This is a genomic window from Haloplanus sp. CK5-1 (genome assembly GCF_037201915.1).
Classification (GTDB): domain Archaea; phylum Halobacteriota; class Halobacteria; order Halobacteriales; family Haloferacaceae; genus Haloplanus; species Haloplanus salilacus.
Genome location: NZ_CP147505.1, coordinates 2,765,351 through 2,782,718, shown reverse-complemented (window position 1 = coordinate 2,782,718; position 17,368 = coordinate 2,765,351). Strand labels below are relative to the sequence as shown.

The following is a 17,368-nucleotide window of genomic DNA, read 5'->3' as shown; positions in this document are numbered from 1 at the left end:
GACCGTGACGGTCGTCCCGGGACGCGGCGCGGACGCCGGACGGGACGGTCCCGGGACGGTCGAACTCGAGGACGGTCACCGAATCTCGGATGAGACTCACAGCGAACGACCTCCGGGGACCGATTCGGGTCCTCCACGTCGACGACGACCCGGCTCTCGGGGAGATGCTCGTCGAGTTCCTCGAACGCCAGGACGACCGGCTTCGCGTCGAAACGGTGACGAGCGCATCCGAGGGAGTGGACGTCCTCCGTGAGGAGGACTTCGACTGTGTCGTCTCCGACTACGACATGCCGGGGGCGGACGGATTCAAGTTCCTCGAGACGGTCCGCGAGGAACACGACGACGTCCCGTTCATCCTGTACACGGGCAAGGGAAGCGAAGAGGTCGCCAGCGAAGCCATCGCGCGGGGGGTCACCGACTACCTCCAGAAAGGGACCGGTTCGGAACAGTACGAACTCCTCGCGAATCGCATTCTGAACGCCGTCCAGCAGTACCGCGCGACAACACGTGCGGCTGCTCTCGAACGCATCCGCCGCGTCCTCCGGGACGTGAATCAGGCGCTCGTGCGGGCGGAGACGCGCGACGAGATCGAATCGCGGGTCTGTGAGGTCCTCAGCGGGGCCGAGCCCTACCGGTTCGCGTGGATCGGCGAGCACGATCCGGACTCACGGACGGTCACGCCACGGGCTGCAGCCGGCGTCGAAGCGGGCTATCTCGATTCGATAGAGGTGACGACCGACGAGAGCTCGACTGGAGCGGGTCCCACCGGTCGTGCCGTCCGCACCCGCGAGTTGGCGGTCATGCAGACCATCCCCGAAAACGACGAGTACGAACCGTGGCGCGAGGATGCGCTGGAGCGGGGATACCAGTCGAGCGCCGCCGTTCCGCTCGTGTACGACGACACCATGTACGGGGTCTTGAACGTCTACGCCGACCGAACCCACGCGTTCGACGAGCGGGAGCGCGAGTTGCTCGTCGAACTCGGCGAGGACATCTCCCACGCGCTCGCACACGCCGAGGTGCAAGCGCGCCAGCGCCGCTACGGACGCATCATCAGGAACCTCCCCGCGGGCGTCTACCGGGCAACACCCGACGCGGGCGGGCGAGTGGTCGACGCGAACCCCGCCCTGGCCGAGACGTTCGACGCCGAGTCGGTCGACGATATGATCGGACGTGACGTCACGGCGTTCTACAAGGATCCGGCGGAGCGAACGGCGTTGAGCCGACGGCTCGAAGCCGAGGGTATCGTCCGTGACGTGGAGCTCCGACAGGAGACGCTCTCCGGGGACGACATCTGGGTCGAAGTCACCGCGATGCGAACGGAAGAGGACGGCGACGTCTACTTCGACGGAATCGTCCGTGAGGTCACGGAGCGCAAGGAGCGCGAGCGGCGACTCCGGCTCTTCAGAAACGCCGTCGAAGCGTCCGGACACTCGATCTATTTCACTGACGTGGACGGCACCATCGAGTACGTCAACCCGGCATTCGAAGCGACGACCGGGTACACCGCCGACGAGGTTATCGGCGAGAACCCGCGACTGCTCCAGTCCGGGGAACACGACGAATCGTTCTATCGGGAGTTGTGGCAGACGATCCTGTCGGGCGACGTCTGGCGGAGCGAAGTCGTCAATGCGTCCAAAGACGGGGAGCGATACGTCGTCGATCAGACGATCGCACCGGTCGCCGACGATTCCGGGGACATCGAACAGTTCGTCGCGGTCAACGTGGACATCACCGAACGGAAAGAGCGAAAACGGGCGTTAGAACGGAGTCGGGAGCGCTGGCGCGCGCTGTTCGAGCAGTCACCGGATACGATCGCGGTCCACGACGAAACCGGCGAGATCGTCGAGGTGAATCACCAGAACGTGGAGAACTTGGGATACTCCCGCGAGGACCTCCGCTCGATGAACGTGGCGGATTTCGACACCGAGCACACGCGGGACGAACTACGGGACGTGTGGGCGTCGATGGACGTCGGGGAGCGACTTGAGGTCGAGACTCGGCACAGGCGACGGGACGGGTCCACGTTCCCGGTCGAGGTGTGGGTGATGAAACTCGAACTCGGGGACGAACTGCGGTTCGTCGCACTGGGCCGGGATATCAGCGAACGCAAGGAGTACGAACGGGAACTCGAACGGCAAAACGAGCGATTGGAGAGGATCCTCGAGGTGATCGGCCACGACCTGCGGACCCCGCTGAACGTCATCGAGGGGCGTCTCGAACTGTTAGGGGGGGAGTGCAAAGGCGAAAACGAACACCGGATAGCGGCGGAACGCGCACTCGACCGCTGTGAGGCGCTGATCGAAGAACTGCTGATACTGGTACGGGAGGGAGAGGCGGTGGCCGAGTTCGAGTCGGTCGATCTGGCGGCCGCCGTCGAGGAGTGTTGGCGGACGGTCGCACCGGCCGATGCGAGTCTGGCCGTCGAGACGGACCGGACGATTCGGGCCGACCGGAACCGGCTCCGGCACCTCCTGGAGAACCTCCTGTGGAACGCCGTCGAACACGGCGGTGACGACGTGCAGGTGACCGTCGGATCGCTCGCCGACGGGTTTTACGTCGAAGACGACGGTCCCGGGATCCCGATCGACGACCGGGATCACGTCTTTGAGAGCGGGTACTCGACGACCGACGATGGGACAGGACTCGGTCTCGCGATCGTCGAACGGGTCGCCGAGGCCCACGACTGGGAGATCGATCTGACGGACGGCGACGATGGGGGCGCGCGCTTCGAGATCACGTCGGTCGCGTGTGAGGGGGAGTGATGACCCCGAACGCCATGGAACGCACCGCCGTCGGAGTAGACACACCGGGAGGACCACGATCATCGCCGACCTCGACCTTGGAGCGGCGGCGCTGCCGCTCGCGCCGCCCGACGGCGGGGACGCGACCGACCCACTGCGGATCCTCGGACTGGTTCCGGCACACGACGGGGTGACGCTGTATCTGTGTCTCGAGTCGACGGACCCCGAGACGCTCCAGGATCTCCCGGAAGGACAGGCCGTCGCGGATGTCGAGTCCGTCGCCACCGACTCCGACTACAGGGTCGTGGCGGTCACGATACCGACCTCGTCGAGTTGGTTCCTCGCCGCGCTCGACTCGCCCGAGATAGCCCTTCTGCAGGGGGGCGGGGCGGACGGCGGGTGATTCGTTCAACTGCGGTTTGCCGACCGGGAGGCCCTCGCCGCACTCGTCCGTCGGTGCACCGCCCGGGACGTCCCGGTATCGGTCGTTCGACGGTACCGGCCGGAGGACCGAACGGAATCGCCCCGGTACGGCTCACTCCGGCCCAGCGAGAGACCTTACGCGTCGCGAAGCAGGCCGGCTCGTAGAACTGCAGAGTTCAACCCAAGAACTCGCGTCGGCGGCCGAACAGATCTCGGACAGCACCGACGAAATCAACGGCGTCGCGGCCGAACAGGCCGACAACATGGAGACGGTCGCAAACGAGGCGTCCAACCTGAGCGCGACGGTCGAGGAGATCGCCTCCAGTGCGGATCAGGTCCGTGCGGAGAGCCGAAAGGCCCGCGACCTCTGCGAGGACGGCCGGGACGCCGCGTCCGATGCGATCGACGCGATGGACGCGGTCGACGAGGCGGCCAGGGAGGTGGCAGAGGACATCTCCACGCTTCGGGATCGCGTCGACGACATCGTGACCGTGATCCAGGACATCGCCGATCAGACGAACCTCCTCGCGTTGAACGCCAACATCGAGGCTGCACGCGCGGAGGACGGCGGCGACGGGTTCGCCGTCGTCGCCGACGAAATCAAATCACTCGCGGAGGAGACCCAAGAACAGACGGTCGATATCGAGGAGATGGCGAACCGGATCAAGTCGAACACCTCCGAGACCGTCGACAGCATCGCCCACGCGAACGGGCGCATCGACGACAGTCTCGACGAGATCAGCGAGGCCGTCGGCGAGGTCAACGACGGCATCGAGGAAGTCGCCGACGCGACCGACGAGCAGGCGTCGAGCACCGAGGAGATCGCTGCGATGACCGACGACGCGAACGAAAACGCCCGGATGATGGCCGACGAGATCGACGAACTCGCCGCAGCCAACCAGGAGCAGACCGCGAAGGTGACCCAGATCGCGGACCTGGTCGAAACGTCCAGTGAGGACTGGGACACCGACGCCGAGGCTGGTGACTGACGATGGGTGACGGAGCGGAGACGGAGGTTCTCACGTTCACGCTCGGTGACGAGGACTACTGTGTCGCCATCGACTACGTGGCGGAGATCGTCGACGGGGAGAACATCCGGTCACTGCCCGGGTCCGACCCACACGTCGAGGGGATCACGTCCCTCCGTGGGCAGACGACGACCGTCGTCGATCCGACCGCCGTCCTCGACGTCGACATGGACGCGCTACGAACCGACGGTGGCCAGGCACAACACCGCATCGTCGTCCTCGACTCGGAAGCCCTCGGGACGGAGTCGACGATCGGCTGGCTGGGCTCGGGCGTTCAGGAAGTGACCCACGTCGCCGACGAGAGCCTCGACACCGAGAGCATCGGTGATTCGGACCTCCTGCGGGGACTCATCAAAGACGACGATGGGTTCACCGTCTGGCTCGACCCCACGAATTCACCGCCTAGACGCGGTTGCGAGGCGGGCGGTGTCGAACCGCTCGACCCCGTCCGTGGGACGATCCCACCCACCCGTTCGCCGTTCCACCGGCAACGGATCGACGACGTCGCGAGCGGGGTCATTCCGGCCGGGTGACCGACGATCTCGGTCCCGTCGGAACCCCCGGAACCCGAGGGCCCGCGACGGAGTACCGACGCGTCCAGACACCGATCACCACGTCCTCACGCTTCGCGATCGAGCCCCGTGATTTCGAACCGCGCGCCGCCCGCGGCACTCTCCGCGATTTCGATATCCCAGGCGTGGGTTTCGACGATCCCTCTCACGATCGAGAGCCCGTAGCCCGGGCTCCCCTCGGCCGTCGAGTATCCCGAATCGAACACCGTCTGGCGTTCCGTCGGAGAGATACCCGGGCCGTCGTCCTCGACGAACAGGCCGTCATCGAGCATCCCGACCCGAATCGTCGAAGCGTCTCCGTGGTCGATAGCGTTCCAGAAGAGGTTCTCGAAGAGCCGTTGCAACTGCGATTCGTGCGCTCGGATCTCCGAGTCCGCGTCGAGTATCAGTTCAGTCGCCCCCGAGGAGACGGTGTCCCACGCCCGCTCGGCGACCCCCTGGACCGACACGAGGGTGAGTTCTAACTCCTCACCGCGCGCCAGTCGGAGCAGTTCGTCGATGAGGTTCCGCATGCGATTGTGTGCCTGTGCGACCTCTTCGAGGTGCTCGAAATCACCCGTCTCCTGTGCCAGTTGGAGGTTCCCTTCGGCCACGTTGAGGGGGTTTCGCAGGTCGTGTGACACCGTACTGGCAAACGATTCCAGAATGTGGTTGCGCCGCTCCATCTCCTGCTCGCGCTCTTTTTTCTCGCTGATCTCCCGCGAGTGGACGAAGAGACCGTTCTCGACGGGATACACTCGGAGTTCGACCCAGTATCCGAAGGGCTCGTAGTTCGTTTCGAACTCCGTCGGTTCACCGGACGACATCGCACGCTGGAAGACGTTGTGCACATGCGTCTCAGTCGCTTCGGGGAACACGTCCCAGAAGTTCTCATCGAGCACCTCGTCGGCCGGCAACTCCGTTCTGTCTGCGATCGTCTGATTCCAGTAGACGACGTTCCACTCCGAATCGAGAATGTAAAACCCGTCAGTTTGCTCGTAGAGCGCGAGCAGTCGGTCTCGAGCGATCCGGGCTCGTCGTTCGGAGCGGCGGCGGCCGACCGCGTTCCGAACGGCGTTTGCGAGTCGGTCGTACACGTCGGTGCCGCCCTTCCGGACGTAGGAGGTTACGCCCGCATCTATCGCCTCGGAAGCGACCTCCTCGCTGCCATCTCCCGTGAACAGGATGAACGGCAGATTGGGATACTCCTCACGGACGGCGCGGAGCAGTTCGATGCCGTCCAGCCCAGGCATCCGGTAATCGCTGATGACACAGTCGATCGGATCGACGGACAACTGCCCGAGGGCTTCGTGTGGATCCGTTTCGGTGCGGACGTCGAACCCGCCGGTCGTCGCCTCCAACGACTCGACGGTCAGGTCGGCCACTTGGGGTTCGTCGTCGACGTGAAGAACGAGAATTCGGTCGTCCATCGGCGCATCGGCCCGTGTGAGTGTATCATCCATCTCCGTAGCTCCCAGAACCGTCCGAGGCAAGCACATCACCGCAGACACGCGGGGAGAGTTCCACCGGTGCCTACAACCCGTCTCACTATGAGGAAACGGACGCCACCTAGGGGACAGGCTGTTCTTACGCGGACGATGCCAGTGGCTCAGTTAAGTAATTTTTTGTTTTTATTTGAGGGTGTCATAGAACTCTTCTCACACCGTGATGATTGTGCTTCCCGGATTGTCTCCGCGTTCGTAGTTGGTGATTGCGACGACGAGGCGCAGACACAACGCGAGGAACACCTGCGCTCGTGCATGGACGCGGCCTCGGGCGTGCGTTCGCCCGAGGCCGCAGCCCTTGACTGATTCGTTGGTTCGTTCGACGCCACTCCGGCGGTTGTACGTCTCGTCTAGCGTTGATTGCTTCAGCTGAACGTCGTTGCTGTGTTTTTCAATGCGGTCTTCTACCCTGTACTCGATATCTTTCGGGTCGTCGGTGTTTCGTGGATTGTACGGAGCGACTGGCACGACCCCTGCGGCCAGCAGGTGGTCGTGCCAGTCGAGCGTGTCGTAGGCACTGTCTCCAAGCATCCACATCGGTTTCCCGACGGCGAGCGCGTCACGCGTGACGCGCATCGCCGTCTCTTCTGGTGCTTGTTTGCTCTCGGTGAACTCGGCTGCAATCGGGATCTTTTGCCCGGTTGAGACGATCGTGCAGCCGTAGCCGTAGTAGTACTCGTCATCGGTTGGATCATAGCACTTCGATGCGTCTGGATCGGCGGGCATCGCTCTCACGTCGGTTGAATCGATAGAATACGTCAAGTCGAGCAGGCCCCGCAAGGCGGCCTGCTCGACGAGATGGTCGAAGACCCGGTCAACAACGTGCTCAAGATCAGTGAGGAATCGATCGACCGCGTCTCTCGACGGCGGTCGATCGAAGCTACAGCTGAGCCAGACAACGGTGTTGTTCAGTTCTCGTGCAACCGGACGGATACCGTAGATGTTCTTGTAATAGCAATGGAGAAAGCCACGCATCATCTCGGGCGGCTCAAGATCTCGTGTTCGCCCCGTCTCCGCCGGGGCGAACACGTCGAACCCTTCAAGAAACTCGAAGGAGAGGTGCTCGAACAACGCCAACGTCTCCGTTTCCACGGCATTGAAGAACGATTCTACCGAAGGATCATCTTGCAGGGTCGCTGAACTCATTCCACCTCAGCGTTCACCCTGCTCTTTGGTATGCGAACTGTTCTATGACACCCTCGTGTGAGAGGTTATTGGAGACTCCAGCCTGAATCAGTTCGTGATCGCCCTCTGCGCCACCACCTCGAAACCACCAGCCTCCGCGTCGATACGGGCGAGGAACGCGATGTCCATGCCGAACACGTCGGCCCCAAACGAGAGCATCTGGTGAACTTGTTCTATAAACGATGCCTCGGGATCCGAACTGATTCGATGGAGTCACTGCAGACTCTCCTGACTCGCCTGCAACCGAGATTCGTAGTTGCGACGTTCACGGACGCGTGAGACGACGGACGCGATCTGGTTGACGACGAGCCCTTCGTGGACCTCACCGTCGGTCATTTCGACGATACCGGTTGCTGAACTGTCGAGAACGTGGTCGGCGTGTGCCATCCCCGTCGCGATGAGAATGGATAATTCGGGGTGATCGTCCCGTAACGCGGAGAGAATTTCTACGCTGTCGATCACCGGCGGACTGTGACGGGTGACGATACAGTCGACGTGTTCCGCAGTGAGAACCGACCGTGCGTTTTCCAGAGAGGAAACCGTCAGCAGTTCGAAATCGTCCCGTTTCTCGCGGGTGAGCTGTGGTGTGAGGTCACCCCCTGCGGGTTCGATCACTAGTGCCCGAATGATCGTCTCAGATGCGTTCCCTATCGTCATCTAACACAGCGAGTTCTGCCCATTCGATAATAATCGTCACGTGATTTATGATAGCACACTGTTTTTCCACATCGGATATGGTCGTTGGTAGTGTCTAAGATGCTAGTCCCGTACGGAAGCAAACGCTCGTGGTCGATGTTCGGCGGCAGTCGGTTCGACGCGACTGAACGTAGTTGAACGTCGGTCGACGTTTCGTTTCACGGACGACACGTTCGGCGGCGTTCCGATTTCCGTGTGTCACATGCAGGAATCGGCGTCCGTGACGACGGCAAGCCGTCTGCAGCTACGGTGCACCGTCGACGGGCGAGACTGCGTCGTCGACCCGACGTGTCTCACGCGATTCCGAGAGAAACAGCGAGGTCGTCGCGGTGTCTTTCGCCGGATCGAGCCGAACGTGGCGCAGGTGGTTGGGATCGACAGCAGCATACAACCAGTATCGGTCGTCGTCGAGTCGAATCACGGTTTCGTCGATCACGGCGTGAGTCGGATCAGTACCGTCTGTACCCATCGGTGCGCGGTGCTTCGAGGACGATCGACACCCAACAGCTAGCGAATCGAGACTGTATCCGAAAGTGACAATACAGCCAACTGGAGGCGGATACCGAGCACCATCGCCGGCTCGAGTGTCGCCTCTCGCACCGGACACTCCAACTCGAGACGACCGCTATCGCCGCCGAGGTGGTCGGAACCGAGCGTGGACCCGCTCCCTCGACCGCCTCGTTCCGTCTCGCAACGCTCCCCGTCCCCCGAGCCTTCATATACCGACAGCCGATATCGAGGATGTATTCGGAATGACGACCACGGACCGACTCGATCTACTCGTGTACTCGGCGTCGGCACTCGCCCGGCTCACACACGAGCAGTTCACCGACTCGGTTCGGTTCGTAGACCCCGATCTGATCGTTGCGACCGAACCGCAACACGAACACCGATTGCGACGGATCGCACCGACGGACTGTCCGATAGCGACCGTTGGTGGCTACACGACCGACCGCGTCCAAACGCAGACGAACGGGTCGGTCGGAGTGGTGGTGATCGACGATATCGATGGCTTGTCCTCGCTCCCGGAGTCGCTCCGCGACGGATCGCTCACGGATGGCGGCGAGCTCTATCTGCTCTCGGATCTGCTGACGATCGAAATCGACCTGACACACCTCGAAACCCGCCTCGAGGGTCGGGAAGCATACATCGACGCCCTCCAACCAGCATCACTCGGCGGCTCGTACACCCACTTGACTACGAACGCCAATCCGTCGTATCGATCCGAGTGGGGCGACCTGCTGGTGCACGGTGTCATGCCGGGGGCAAACGTCCGCCAGGGCCAACAGGGAGACGCCATGGCTCACCTCAAACTCCACGCGGACGGCGTGGTGTCGACGCGCACGTTTGCGCCGGACGCGTTCGGTATTCGCGCGCTTCCACAGGTCGGTCGGTCCCGGGCCGAGACCCTTCGGGAGGCGGGATATGACTCTCGGACGGACGTCGCGTCGGCCGACATTACCGAGCTTCAGGAGCTTCCGGGGTTCGGGCGATCCACAGCGAAGAGGGTCGTCGACGGTGCAACGGCGACGGTCGAGGGCGAGGTCCGCCGGTTTAGCGACGACGGATTCCCTCACGCCGACCCCGTGTTCGTCGACATCGAGACCGACGGGCTCTCGCCGACGGTGGTCTGGATGATCGGCGTGTTGGATCGGGCGGGATCCGAATCGTACCTCTCGTTCGTGGCTCGCGACCCCGACACTCCCGGGGAAGCCGTTACTGGGTTCATGTCGTGGTTGACCGAGAACGTCACGAACCGGCCCATCGTCGCCTACAACGGATACGGCTTCGATTTCCCGGTTCTGGAGGAACACATCGAGCGCCACTGTCCGCAGTATCTCGATGCCTGGCGGGAGCTGTGGCTGTTCGATCCCTACCGTTGGGCAACCGACGAGGGTAACGCGGTACTGCCCGGCCGGACCAACAAACTCGAAGACGTGGCTTCGACGCTGGGCTGGGACTCCGACGAGACGGGCCTCAGCGGTGCGTCGGTCGCCCGACTGTTCCAGCGCTGGCAGTCCAATCCCTGTGATGCGACGGAACTCGACTGGAATCGACACCGACGCTACTGCGAGGACGACGTTCGTGCACTCGCTCACGTCTTCGACGCGATAGCCGATGCGTCGCGGACCGATACCGGAGTTGACACTCGCGAGGGGTACAGTTCGTCGACGACCAGTACCCAGGGCACACTCGGTGATTTCCGACGATGACCGACCACTCGATCGATCCGTCTGCCGGGGCACTCCTCCGACCCGCGACACTGAGCGGCACGTATCCCGAGTACGACGACCAGTTGGTACACACGCAGACACAACCCCCCCGGGAGGCCGACCACGTCGACGCCGAGACTGTCCTCCCACCCGATATTGCGACGGCACTCGAAACGGACCTCTACGCCCATCAGGCGACAGCGCTGGAGCACTTACGCGCCGGCGAGAACGTGACGGTTGCCACGTCGACGGCATCCGGCAAAACGTGGATCTACACTCTCTATTTCGCGTTGCTCAAACGGCAGCATCCCGACGCACGGGCGCTCTTCCTCTATCCAACGAAGGCACTCAGCACCGATCAGGAACAAGCGATAAACGACCTCTTCGACCGACTCGGTGTCGACGCGAAAGCGGAGAAATACGACGGGGACACCCCGGGCGACCGCCGACCGCGTGTCCGTGACCAAGCCGACGTCATCATCTCGAATTTCGCCGGCATCAACGTCTATCTGAACGACCACGTGAACTGGCGCGACGTCTACCGAAACTGCGAATTACTCGTCCTCGACGAGAGTCACACCTACACCGGTATCCACGGGATGCACGTCGCCTGGACGCTCCGGCGACTGCGACGTATCATCGACTACTACGGCGCCGATCCCCAACTCGTCTGCTCGACGGCGACGATCGGGAATCCAGCGGCCCACTCCGAGGCACTGACCGGTTCGACGTTCACCGTCGTGGACGAGGACGGGAGTCCGCGCGGTCGACGTGATATCGCGTTCTGGCAGCCACCGATCGACGGGGACGAACTGGACGGAAGGGCCCTCACAGAGGAAGAGGCCGTTCCCGCAATGCGTCGCGACACAACGGAGGAGGCGGCAGGCGTCGCCGCCCATCTCGGCCTCAATGGTGTTCAGACGCTCACTTTCGCTCGCGCTCGCCAAGAAACCGAAGTCGGCGTCAAGCAGGCGGTCAGTGCGGCACGCGCACGCCCGGACGATGGCTATCTCGACGTCGCTCCGTATCACGCGGGTCTGAGCAAGCGAAAGCGCCGCGCGACCGAGAACGAACTCAAAGGTGGGGCGCTCGACGCCGTCATCTCGACGAACGCACTCGAACTGGGGATCGATATCGGTTCGGTCGACGCGACCATCCTCTCGGGGTATCCAGGGACGCGACAGTCCTTCTGGCAACAGATCGGGCGGGCCGGTCGGGGGACTTCGGATGCTCTGTCCGTGTTCGTCCCACGTAGTGATGCGATCGATCAGTACATCCTCGATCACCCGGAGTATCTCCTGAGTGACGACGTCGAGGATGCGGTGGTCGATCTGACGAACGATGCGGTGTACGCCCGGCACCTCCTCTGTGCGGCCGCCGAGCAACCACTGACGGCCTCGGACGCCGAGTGGTTCGGTCCCCGAGAGCGACTCGAACGTGCCATCACGATGTGGCGGGATGCGGGGCAACTCGTCGGGGATTTGGATCGGGGCGCACAGTACGACGGTCCGCCTCGTCCCCAGTCGACGATCTCGATGTACGCGACGACCGACCAACAGTACGAGGTTCGGTGTACGAACGGTGAGATCGACATGGAGCCGTTGGGGAAAGAGCGGGTGTATCGCGACTACCACCCCGGTGCCCTGGCGCTTTACGACGGCCAGCAGTACGAAGTGACCGCCGTTCTGGAGGATCGTCCGCAACCGGTCGTCGAGGTTCGGTCGGTCGGGACACGCGAGTACACACAGACGATGAGCGACAAACAGGTCCACGACGTGGTGAGCGAACGGTCCGTCGACCTCGGTGGCGGCTTCTCGCTGCACGCCGGTGAGGGTACCGTGGAGGTACATCACCACTCGTACAAACGGATCGATCTCGAGACGGGGCGGATGGTCGGTGCCCCCGAGCCGACGGGCGTCGATCCGATTTCGCTGCGGACACAACTCATGTGGGTCAAACTCCCGCGGTCGATCTTGGGAACCGTGATGGATGCAGTTCCGCGGACGTCCGTCTTGGACGCTCCCGAAGGGACGGCCGTGGGTGATCGGGAGTGGACCCTCGGCGGCGGTCTGCACGGCGCTGAACACGGAACGATCAAACTGGCGCCGCTCGAACTCCGCCTCGACACCTCCGATCTGGGCGGGTTGAGCACCGTCCTGCATCCCGAGATAGACGCACCCGTGTGGTTCGTCCACGACGCCGTCGAGGGCGGGGTCGGGTTCGCCCACAGCATCTACGATCACTTCGAACGGGTCGCGACGCGGACCCGGGAACGCGTGGCCGACTGTGACTGTGGTCGGGATACTGGCTGTCCGGCCTGTCTGATGAGCTCACAGTGCGGGAACGAGAACGAACCACTCCATCGGCCGGCGACGACGGCGGTGATCGACGCGGTCTTAGAGCGGTTGTGAGTTCTCGATAGGCTACCGTAGTGAGGGGGCAACTCTTCGAGTGGAGATTGCGACGTTTCGATCCCGGGCCCGGTTTAGTTTGGGCATCGTACCCGCGACCGAAACGCCGAACCCAGTTCAAAGCGGTCTCCGGTTCGACGCGGTCGAAACAGTATGAAACCAAACAATTCGTCGTTCTGTCCTTCCGAGTATAGGTTTGGCGCGTTCCGCGTTTCACGTCGATCGGTCCAAACTCGAAGTCCTCTTCGTTGCACTGCGGGTCGGCTGTGTGGGCAACACCGACGAGAAACGCGGCGGGTACGGGATCGGTTTCCCCGGTGGTTCGGTGACACCGATCGTAGTGGTCCGAAGGGTCTCTGGTGGAGTCTCGTTCGGTTTCGGTGTCACGGCACGGCCGGAACTACCGATCGCTGGTTCGGACCACCGTTCGTCAACCGGGAGCCGATTCGGAGCCCTCTCGCGGATCCGCTGTCGATCGACTGTCCGCCCCGGTCGTGAGACGCTTTTCGAGGACGTTCGGCCCGAACTATCGAAAGTAAAGATAGTATTCGAAAGTGAAACTTCTGCCAATCGAACCCGAATATCGAATCTCCGGTTCGGGTGTCCGCTCGCGCTTCCCGAGCCGGTTTACACGCACGTGCTAGGTGCTCGCCTCTTGGAAGCCGGCGCCCGTGGCACCGAGCGTGACGGTCGCGAGCGAGCGGTCGTCCGATCCCCGCCGGCACTCTCGGCGGGATGTCCCGACGTTACTCGTCCAGTAGCACCTCGAGCGCGTCTTCGAGGGCGTGCAGGCCGGCGGTTGCGTCGGCCAACGTGACGTGTTCGTCGTAGGTGTGGGCCTGCGCGAGATCGCCCGGCCCCCACGTGATCGCTTCGACGTCCGCGTCGTTGACGAAGTTTCGCACGTCGGTCGAGGCCTTCATGCCCCACGGATCGGTCGGCACGTCGGCGTACTCGGCCGAGGCCTCCCGGAAGACGTCCGCGAGATGGCTGTCGGGCTCGATCGCGGCCGACTCGTAGGTCCGGGTCCGGCGCCACGACGTCTCGATATCGTGAGCGGCCTCGACGCCGGCGAGCAACTCGTCGATCTCCGCGTCGATCCCTTCGGCCGACTCCGAGGGTAGAAACCGCCTGTCGATCGTGATGACGGCGTCCTCGGGCACGATGTTCTCCTTGGTGCCGGCCTCGATCTGGGTCACCGTTGCGTGGGCCTGCCCGACGAGATCGTCCTCGCGTTCGCCGATCCGATCGTCGTAGGCTTCGAGCGCTGCGAGCACCGGTCGGGCGTTCGAGATGGCGTTGTCGCCTTGGTTCGGGCGACTCGCGTGGGAGGGCTCACCGGCGACCGTGATCTCGTACCACGCCAGCCCTTTCTCGCTGGTCGCGGTCCGCATCCCGGTCGGCTCCAGCACTACCCCGTAGTCGCCGTCGTAGCCGCGTTCGAGCAGCGTCTTCGTCCCGGGCTCGGCGGTCTCCTCGCCGATCGCGCCGTGGAACACGAGCCCACCCGAGAGCGCGTCGGTGTCGATGGCCTGCTCGAGATCCACGAGCGCCTTCATCGCGATGGCGACGCCGGTCTTCATATCGGCGCTCCCTCGCCCGTACAGCCGCCCGTCCTCGATTTCGGCGTCGTATGGTGGATGAGACCACTCCTCGCGGTTACCTGCGGGCACCACGTCGATGTGTCCGTTGAGGACGACGGTCGGGTCGCCCGCTCCGACGCGGGCCGCAACCTGCGGGCGGTCCTCGTACGGTTCCCGGATCAGCTCCGCGTCGATACCTCGCTCCGCAAGCCAGTTCGTAACGTATTCGGCGGCCCGTCGCTCGTTGCCGGGTGGGTTCTCGGTCTCGCGCGATACCAGTTCGCTGATGAGTTTCGCCAGTTCGTCGTCGATGCGGGAGTGTTGTTCTGTCATTCTACCGATGGTTTGGCTGCGAGGCACCGGGCGCCACGGCACGTGGTCGCAGCGCTGGTTGACGTGTCCTCGTACAGTCGGTCATTCTCAGTCCTCGGATGTGGTGATAATCTCTCGGGCTGCGTGCTGGAGGATTTCCAGTCCCGTTTCGGCCTCGTCGATGTCGAAATGTTCGTCGTACCGACCACACTGGGCGCTGTCTCCCGGCCCCCACGTGATGGCTGGCACGTCGGTGTGATTGATGAACCAGCGCGTATCGGCAGCCCACGGACGCCCCGCTGGTTCCGTCGAGACACCGGCGGTGTCGCTGGCGTGTTTTCGAAACACTTCGGCAGGGTACGAATCGACCGGTGCGTCCGTCGATTCGTAGGAACTCACGCGCTCCCACTCGATGTCGAGGTCGTGATCGGCGGCGATCTCCTCGAGGAGGGTGCCGACCTCCTCGTCCATCTCTTCGACCGTCTCGTTCGGGAAGAACCGACGCTCCATGCGCAGCGTCATCTTCTCGGGGATCATGTTACCCGTCAGCCCGCCCTCGATCTGTGTGAGGTTGGCGTATCCTGGCCCGACCAGTTCGTGGTCCTGGTCTCGCAGTTCCGCGTCGTACTCCAGCAGTCGTCCGATGAGCGCGTGTGCCTCTTCGATCGCGTTGACTCCGGAGTCCGGGCGTGCAGAGTGCCCCGGCTCGCCGTTGACCGTAATGTCGTACCAGGCGAGTCCTTTGTTCGAGGTGACCGTCTCCATCTGCGTCGGTTCTAACACCACCGCATAGTCCCCAGCGTACCCTTCCTCGATGAGCGCGAGCGTCCCCGGGTCACCAGTCTCCTGTCCGATCGGTGCGTGGACGATGATCGATCCGTCGAGTTCTCCCGACTCTATCTCCGGTTTCAGGTTCTTCGCGGTGAGCATCGCGAGGGACAGACCCAGTTTCATGTCGACGCTCCCGCGACCGTAGAGTTTCCCGTCTTCGATCTCTGCTTCGTACGGATCGTGGTTCCAGCCGGACCGATCACCCGCTGGGTAGACGTCGGTGTGTCCGTTGAGCACCAGCGTGGGTTCGCCCGAACCGACTCGCGCGACGACCTGTGGGCGGTCTCCGAACGGCTTGGTGATCATCTCCACTTCGATCCCTTCCGTCTCGAACCAGTTGGCGACGAACTCCGCGGCCGGTTTCTCGTTTCCCGGTGGGTTTTCGGATTCGATTCTGACCAGATCGGACACCAGCTCGATCAACTCGCTATTCGGGGCTCTGTGTTCGGACATGCACGCCAGTGGATACCACGGCGGGCATTAAACCTTTCTCCGGGATGACGGCACGACGCGTCCGAAAATTCCGGAATCGGGGGCGATCCAGTGGGGCGGGGGGTTCATCCCGGTACGGAAACGGAGTGGTCGGCGTACTGTGTAGGCTCGGGAGTTTCGATTTGAAATGGACAAAGTATGTTTGTTATTGTTACGAATACCCACGAAACAGCACGGTCGACTCGACTGAATGGGTATGAGAACTGTTATCGTAGCACTACGAGCCGAATTTAAATAACAATCATATGCCTGTTATACAACTGCGAACGAACTCGACGATTCTGATCGTGGTATCCGCTCTATCGGCGGTTTTGAGGCGGTGTCGCTACTCTCTGTCGACATCGTTTGCCTGCAGTTCCACTCGGATTATGTTAGCTTTGTTCATAACGTAGTTCGGAAGTTCGTCGTAGAAGCGGCCGTCGGGGACTTCGGATTTCGGAGCGGACAGGCTCACGGATCCAAGTAACTGTCCCTGTTGGTCGTGAATCGGCGCAGCAACCGCTCTGAGTCCTAATATCTCCTCTTCGTCGTTCAACGCGTACCCTTGTTCCCTGATTCGTTCGAGTTCCGCAAAGAGCGTCTCCTCGTCGGTAATCGTGTGTGGTGTCCGTCGCTGTAGGCCGTTTTCACGGATGACGCTACGTATCTGTTCCTCCGGGAGGTGGGCGAGAATCGCCTTCCCGGATGCGGACCAGTGGAGTTGCCACTCCAGTTTGGCTTGGTGCCAAATGTACAGGTCGGTGCCGACGGAATCCTCACCGAAGGACTGGTACAACGTCACTTCTCGCCCGTTGTGGTCGGTGATGAGGTGGGCGTTGTACCCCGTCTCGTGTGCCATGTTGTCGACCACTTTCTGGCCGACACGGTAGAGCGGGAGCGTGTTCCGTACGTGTTCACCGTAGATGAGAAACTGCGGAGCGAGGCTGTACTTTCGGTTCTCCTTCACGACGAATCCACACCGACAGAGCGTGTTCATGTACACCTGAAGCGAGCCCAGCGAGAGGTCGATATCTTCGGCCAAGTCCGTCAGCGTCAGTTCCCGTTCTTGGTGGATCTTCTCCAGAATCGTGCAGGCTCGCTCCACCGATTGGATGGTTCTCCGTGTGTCGTCGGTCACAACTCCATTAGAGACACCGACGTGTACTTGTACTTTGTTATAGTCGAAACTACTATTTCGGCGAGCGACTCGGGGCAGTTTCCGGTACTGTCGGTGTGTCTCAGCAGGAATCGCTTCGAAGCGGTGCCAGTGCCGGACGTGCTTTCCTGGGACGTGCCTGGCTGTAGTCCCGTTCGGACACGGCAACAAACTTATTTAACCGTCACTCGGTAGCAGTAGGGGATGGCATCGTCAACCACACCGGCGACGTTCGTTCGTCCGGCGGTCGAAGCGACGG

Annotated in this window: 12 protein-coding genes and 1 pseudogene; 6 read left to right on the top strand and 7 right to left on the bottom strand. The window is 62.6% G+C overall.

Annotated features, from left to right (window positions below; all coding sequences use genetic code 11):
- Nucleotides 1-89 precede the first annotated feature (89 nt).
- The 4 genes from NBT81_RS14670 to NBT81_RS14655 all read left to right on the top strand — a co-directional run bounded on the left by NBT81_RS14670 (nucleotide 90) and on the right by NBT81_RS14655 (nucleotide 4,728).
- Nucleotides 90-2,765 (top strand): PAS domain S-box protein, encoded by a 2,676-nt coding sequence (locus NBT81_RS14670; protein WP_338739582.1) that lies wholly within the window; start codon nucleotides 90-92, stop codon nucleotides 2,763-2,765.
- Entirely contained in the window at nucleotides 2,752-3,147 is a 396-nt protein-coding gene (locus NBT81_RS14665) for a hypothetical protein (RefSeq protein ID WP_338739581.1), read from the top strand. Before NBT81_RS14670 ends, NBT81_RS14665 begins: the two co-directional genes overlap by 14 nt.
- A 283-nt stretch (nucleotides 3,148-3,430) precedes the next feature.
- Nucleotides 3,431-4,156 (top strand): methyl-accepting chemotaxis protein, encoded by a 726-nt coding sequence (locus NBT81_RS14660; RefSeq protein WP_338739580.1) that lies wholly within the window; start codon nucleotides 3,431-3,433, stop codon nucleotides 4,154-4,156.
- A gap of 2 nt (nucleotides 4,157-4,158) precedes the next feature.
- Entirely contained in the window at nucleotides 4,159-4,728 is a 570-nt protein-coding gene (locus NBT81_RS14655; protein ID WP_338739579.1) for a chemotaxis protein CheW, read from the top strand.
- A gap of 86 nt (nucleotides 4,729-4,814) precedes the next feature.
- Here the strand turns inward: NBT81_RS14655 and NBT81_RS14650 are convergent, their stop codons facing one another.
- The 4 genes and pseudogenes from NBT81_RS14650 to NBT81_RS14635 form a co-directional block, all read right to left on the bottom strand.
- Complete coding sequence (locus NBT81_RS14650) at nucleotides 4,815-6,209, bottom strand: response regulator (protein ID WP_338739578.1); 1,395 nt, start codon at nucleotides 6,207-6,209, stop codon at nucleotides 4,815-4,817.
- 195 nt (nucleotides 6,210-6,404) lie between these two features.
- Nucleotides 6,405-7,397 carry a transposase gene (locus NBT81_RS14645; RefSeq protein WP_338738304.1) on the bottom strand — a complete coding sequence of 331 codons (993 nt, stop codon included), beginning with the start codon at nucleotides 7,395-7,397 and terminating at the stop codon, nucleotides 6,405-6,407.
- Nucleotides 7,398-7,649: 252 nt separating this feature from the next.
- Nucleotides 7,650-8,093 (bottom strand): hypothetical protein, encoded by a 444-nt coding sequence (locus NBT81_RS14640; protein ID WP_338739577.1) that lies wholly within the window; start codon nucleotides 8,091-8,093, stop codon nucleotides 7,650-7,652.
- A 102-nt stretch (nucleotides 8,094-8,195) separates the two neighbouring features.
- Nucleotides 8,196-8,744: pseudogene (locus NBT81_RS14635) on the bottom strand (IS6 family transposase).
- A 140-nt stretch (nucleotides 8,745-8,884) separates the two neighbouring features.
- Here NBT81_RS14635 and NBT81_RS14630 point away from each other — a divergent pair.
- Nucleotides 8,885-10,345 carry a ribonuclease H-like domain-containing protein gene (locus tag NBT81_RS14630; protein ID WP_338739576.1) on the top strand — a complete coding sequence of 487 codons (1,461 nt, stop codon included), beginning with the start codon at nucleotides 8,885-8,887 and terminating at the stop codon, nucleotides 10,343-10,345.
- Entirely contained in the window at nucleotides 10,342-12,756 is a 2,415-nt protein-coding gene (locus tag NBT81_RS14625) for a DEAD/DEAH box helicase (protein WP_338739575.1), read from the top strand. The genes NBT81_RS14630 and NBT81_RS14625 overlap by 4 nt, the downstream gene beginning before the upstream one ends.
- 746 nt (nucleotides 12,757-13,502) lie before the next feature.
- Here the strand turns inward: NBT81_RS14625 and NBT81_RS14620 are convergent.
- From NBT81_RS14620 to NBT81_RS14610, 3 genes are all read right to left on the bottom strand, one after another.
- Nucleotides 13,503-14,651 (bottom strand): M20 family metallopeptidase, encoded by a 1,149-nt coding sequence (locus NBT81_RS14620; RefSeq protein WP_338742563.1) that lies wholly within the window; start codon nucleotides 14,649-14,651, stop codon nucleotides 13,503-13,505.
- A 108-nt stretch (nucleotides 14,652-14,759) separates the two neighbouring features.
- Nucleotides 14,760-15,935, bottom strand: coding sequence for a M20 family metallopeptidase (locus tag NBT81_RS14615; RefSeq protein ID WP_338739574.1), 1,176 nt, complete (start codon nucleotides 15,933-15,935; stop codon nucleotides 14,760-14,762).
- 364 nt (nucleotides 15,936-16,299) lie between these two features.
- The gene (locus tag NBT81_RS14610) at nucleotides 16,300-17,058 is read right to left on the bottom strand and encodes an IclR family transcriptional regulator (protein WP_338739573.1); all 759 of its coding nucleotides are present in this window, start codon (nucleotides 17,056-17,058) and stop codon (nucleotides 16,300-16,302) included.
- Nucleotides 17,059-17,368: the final 310 nt, after the last annotated feature.

Coding starts and splice junctions, on each gene's coding strand:
- NBT81_RS14645 (WP_338738304.1), bottom strand. CDS start 7,397: ATGAGTTCAGCGACCCTGCAAGATGATCCTTCGGTAGAATCGTTCTTC.
- NBT81_RS14640 (WP_338739577.1), bottom strand. CDS start 8,093: ATGACGATAGGGAACGCATCTGAGACGATCATTCGGGCACTAGTGATC.
- NBT81_RS14630 (WP_338739576.1), top strand. CDS start 8,885: ATGACGACCACGGACCGACTCGATCTACTCGTGTACTCGGCGTCGGCA.
- NBT81_RS14615 (WP_338739574.1), bottom strand. CDS start 15,935: ATGTCCGAACACAGAGCCCCGAATAGCGAGTTGATCGAGCTGGTGTCC.
- NBT81_RS14650 (WP_338739578.1), bottom strand. CDS start 6,209: ATGGATGATACACTCACACGGGCCGATGCGCCGATGGACGACCGAATT.
- NBT81_RS14660 (WP_338739580.1), top strand. CDS start 3,431: ATGGAGACGGTCGCAAACGAGGCGTCCAACCTGAGCGCGACGGTCGAG.
- NBT81_RS14670 (WP_338739582.1), top strand. CDS start 90: ATGAGACTCACAGCGAACGACCTCCGGGGACCGATTCGGGTCCTCCAC.
- NBT81_RS14625 (WP_338739575.1), top strand. CDS start 10,342: ATGACCGACCACTCGATCGATCCGTCTGCCGGGGCACTCCTCCGACCC.
- NBT81_RS14655 (WP_338739579.1), top strand. CDS start 4,159: ATGGGTGACGGAGCGGAGACGGAGGTTCTCACGTTCACGCTCGGTGAC.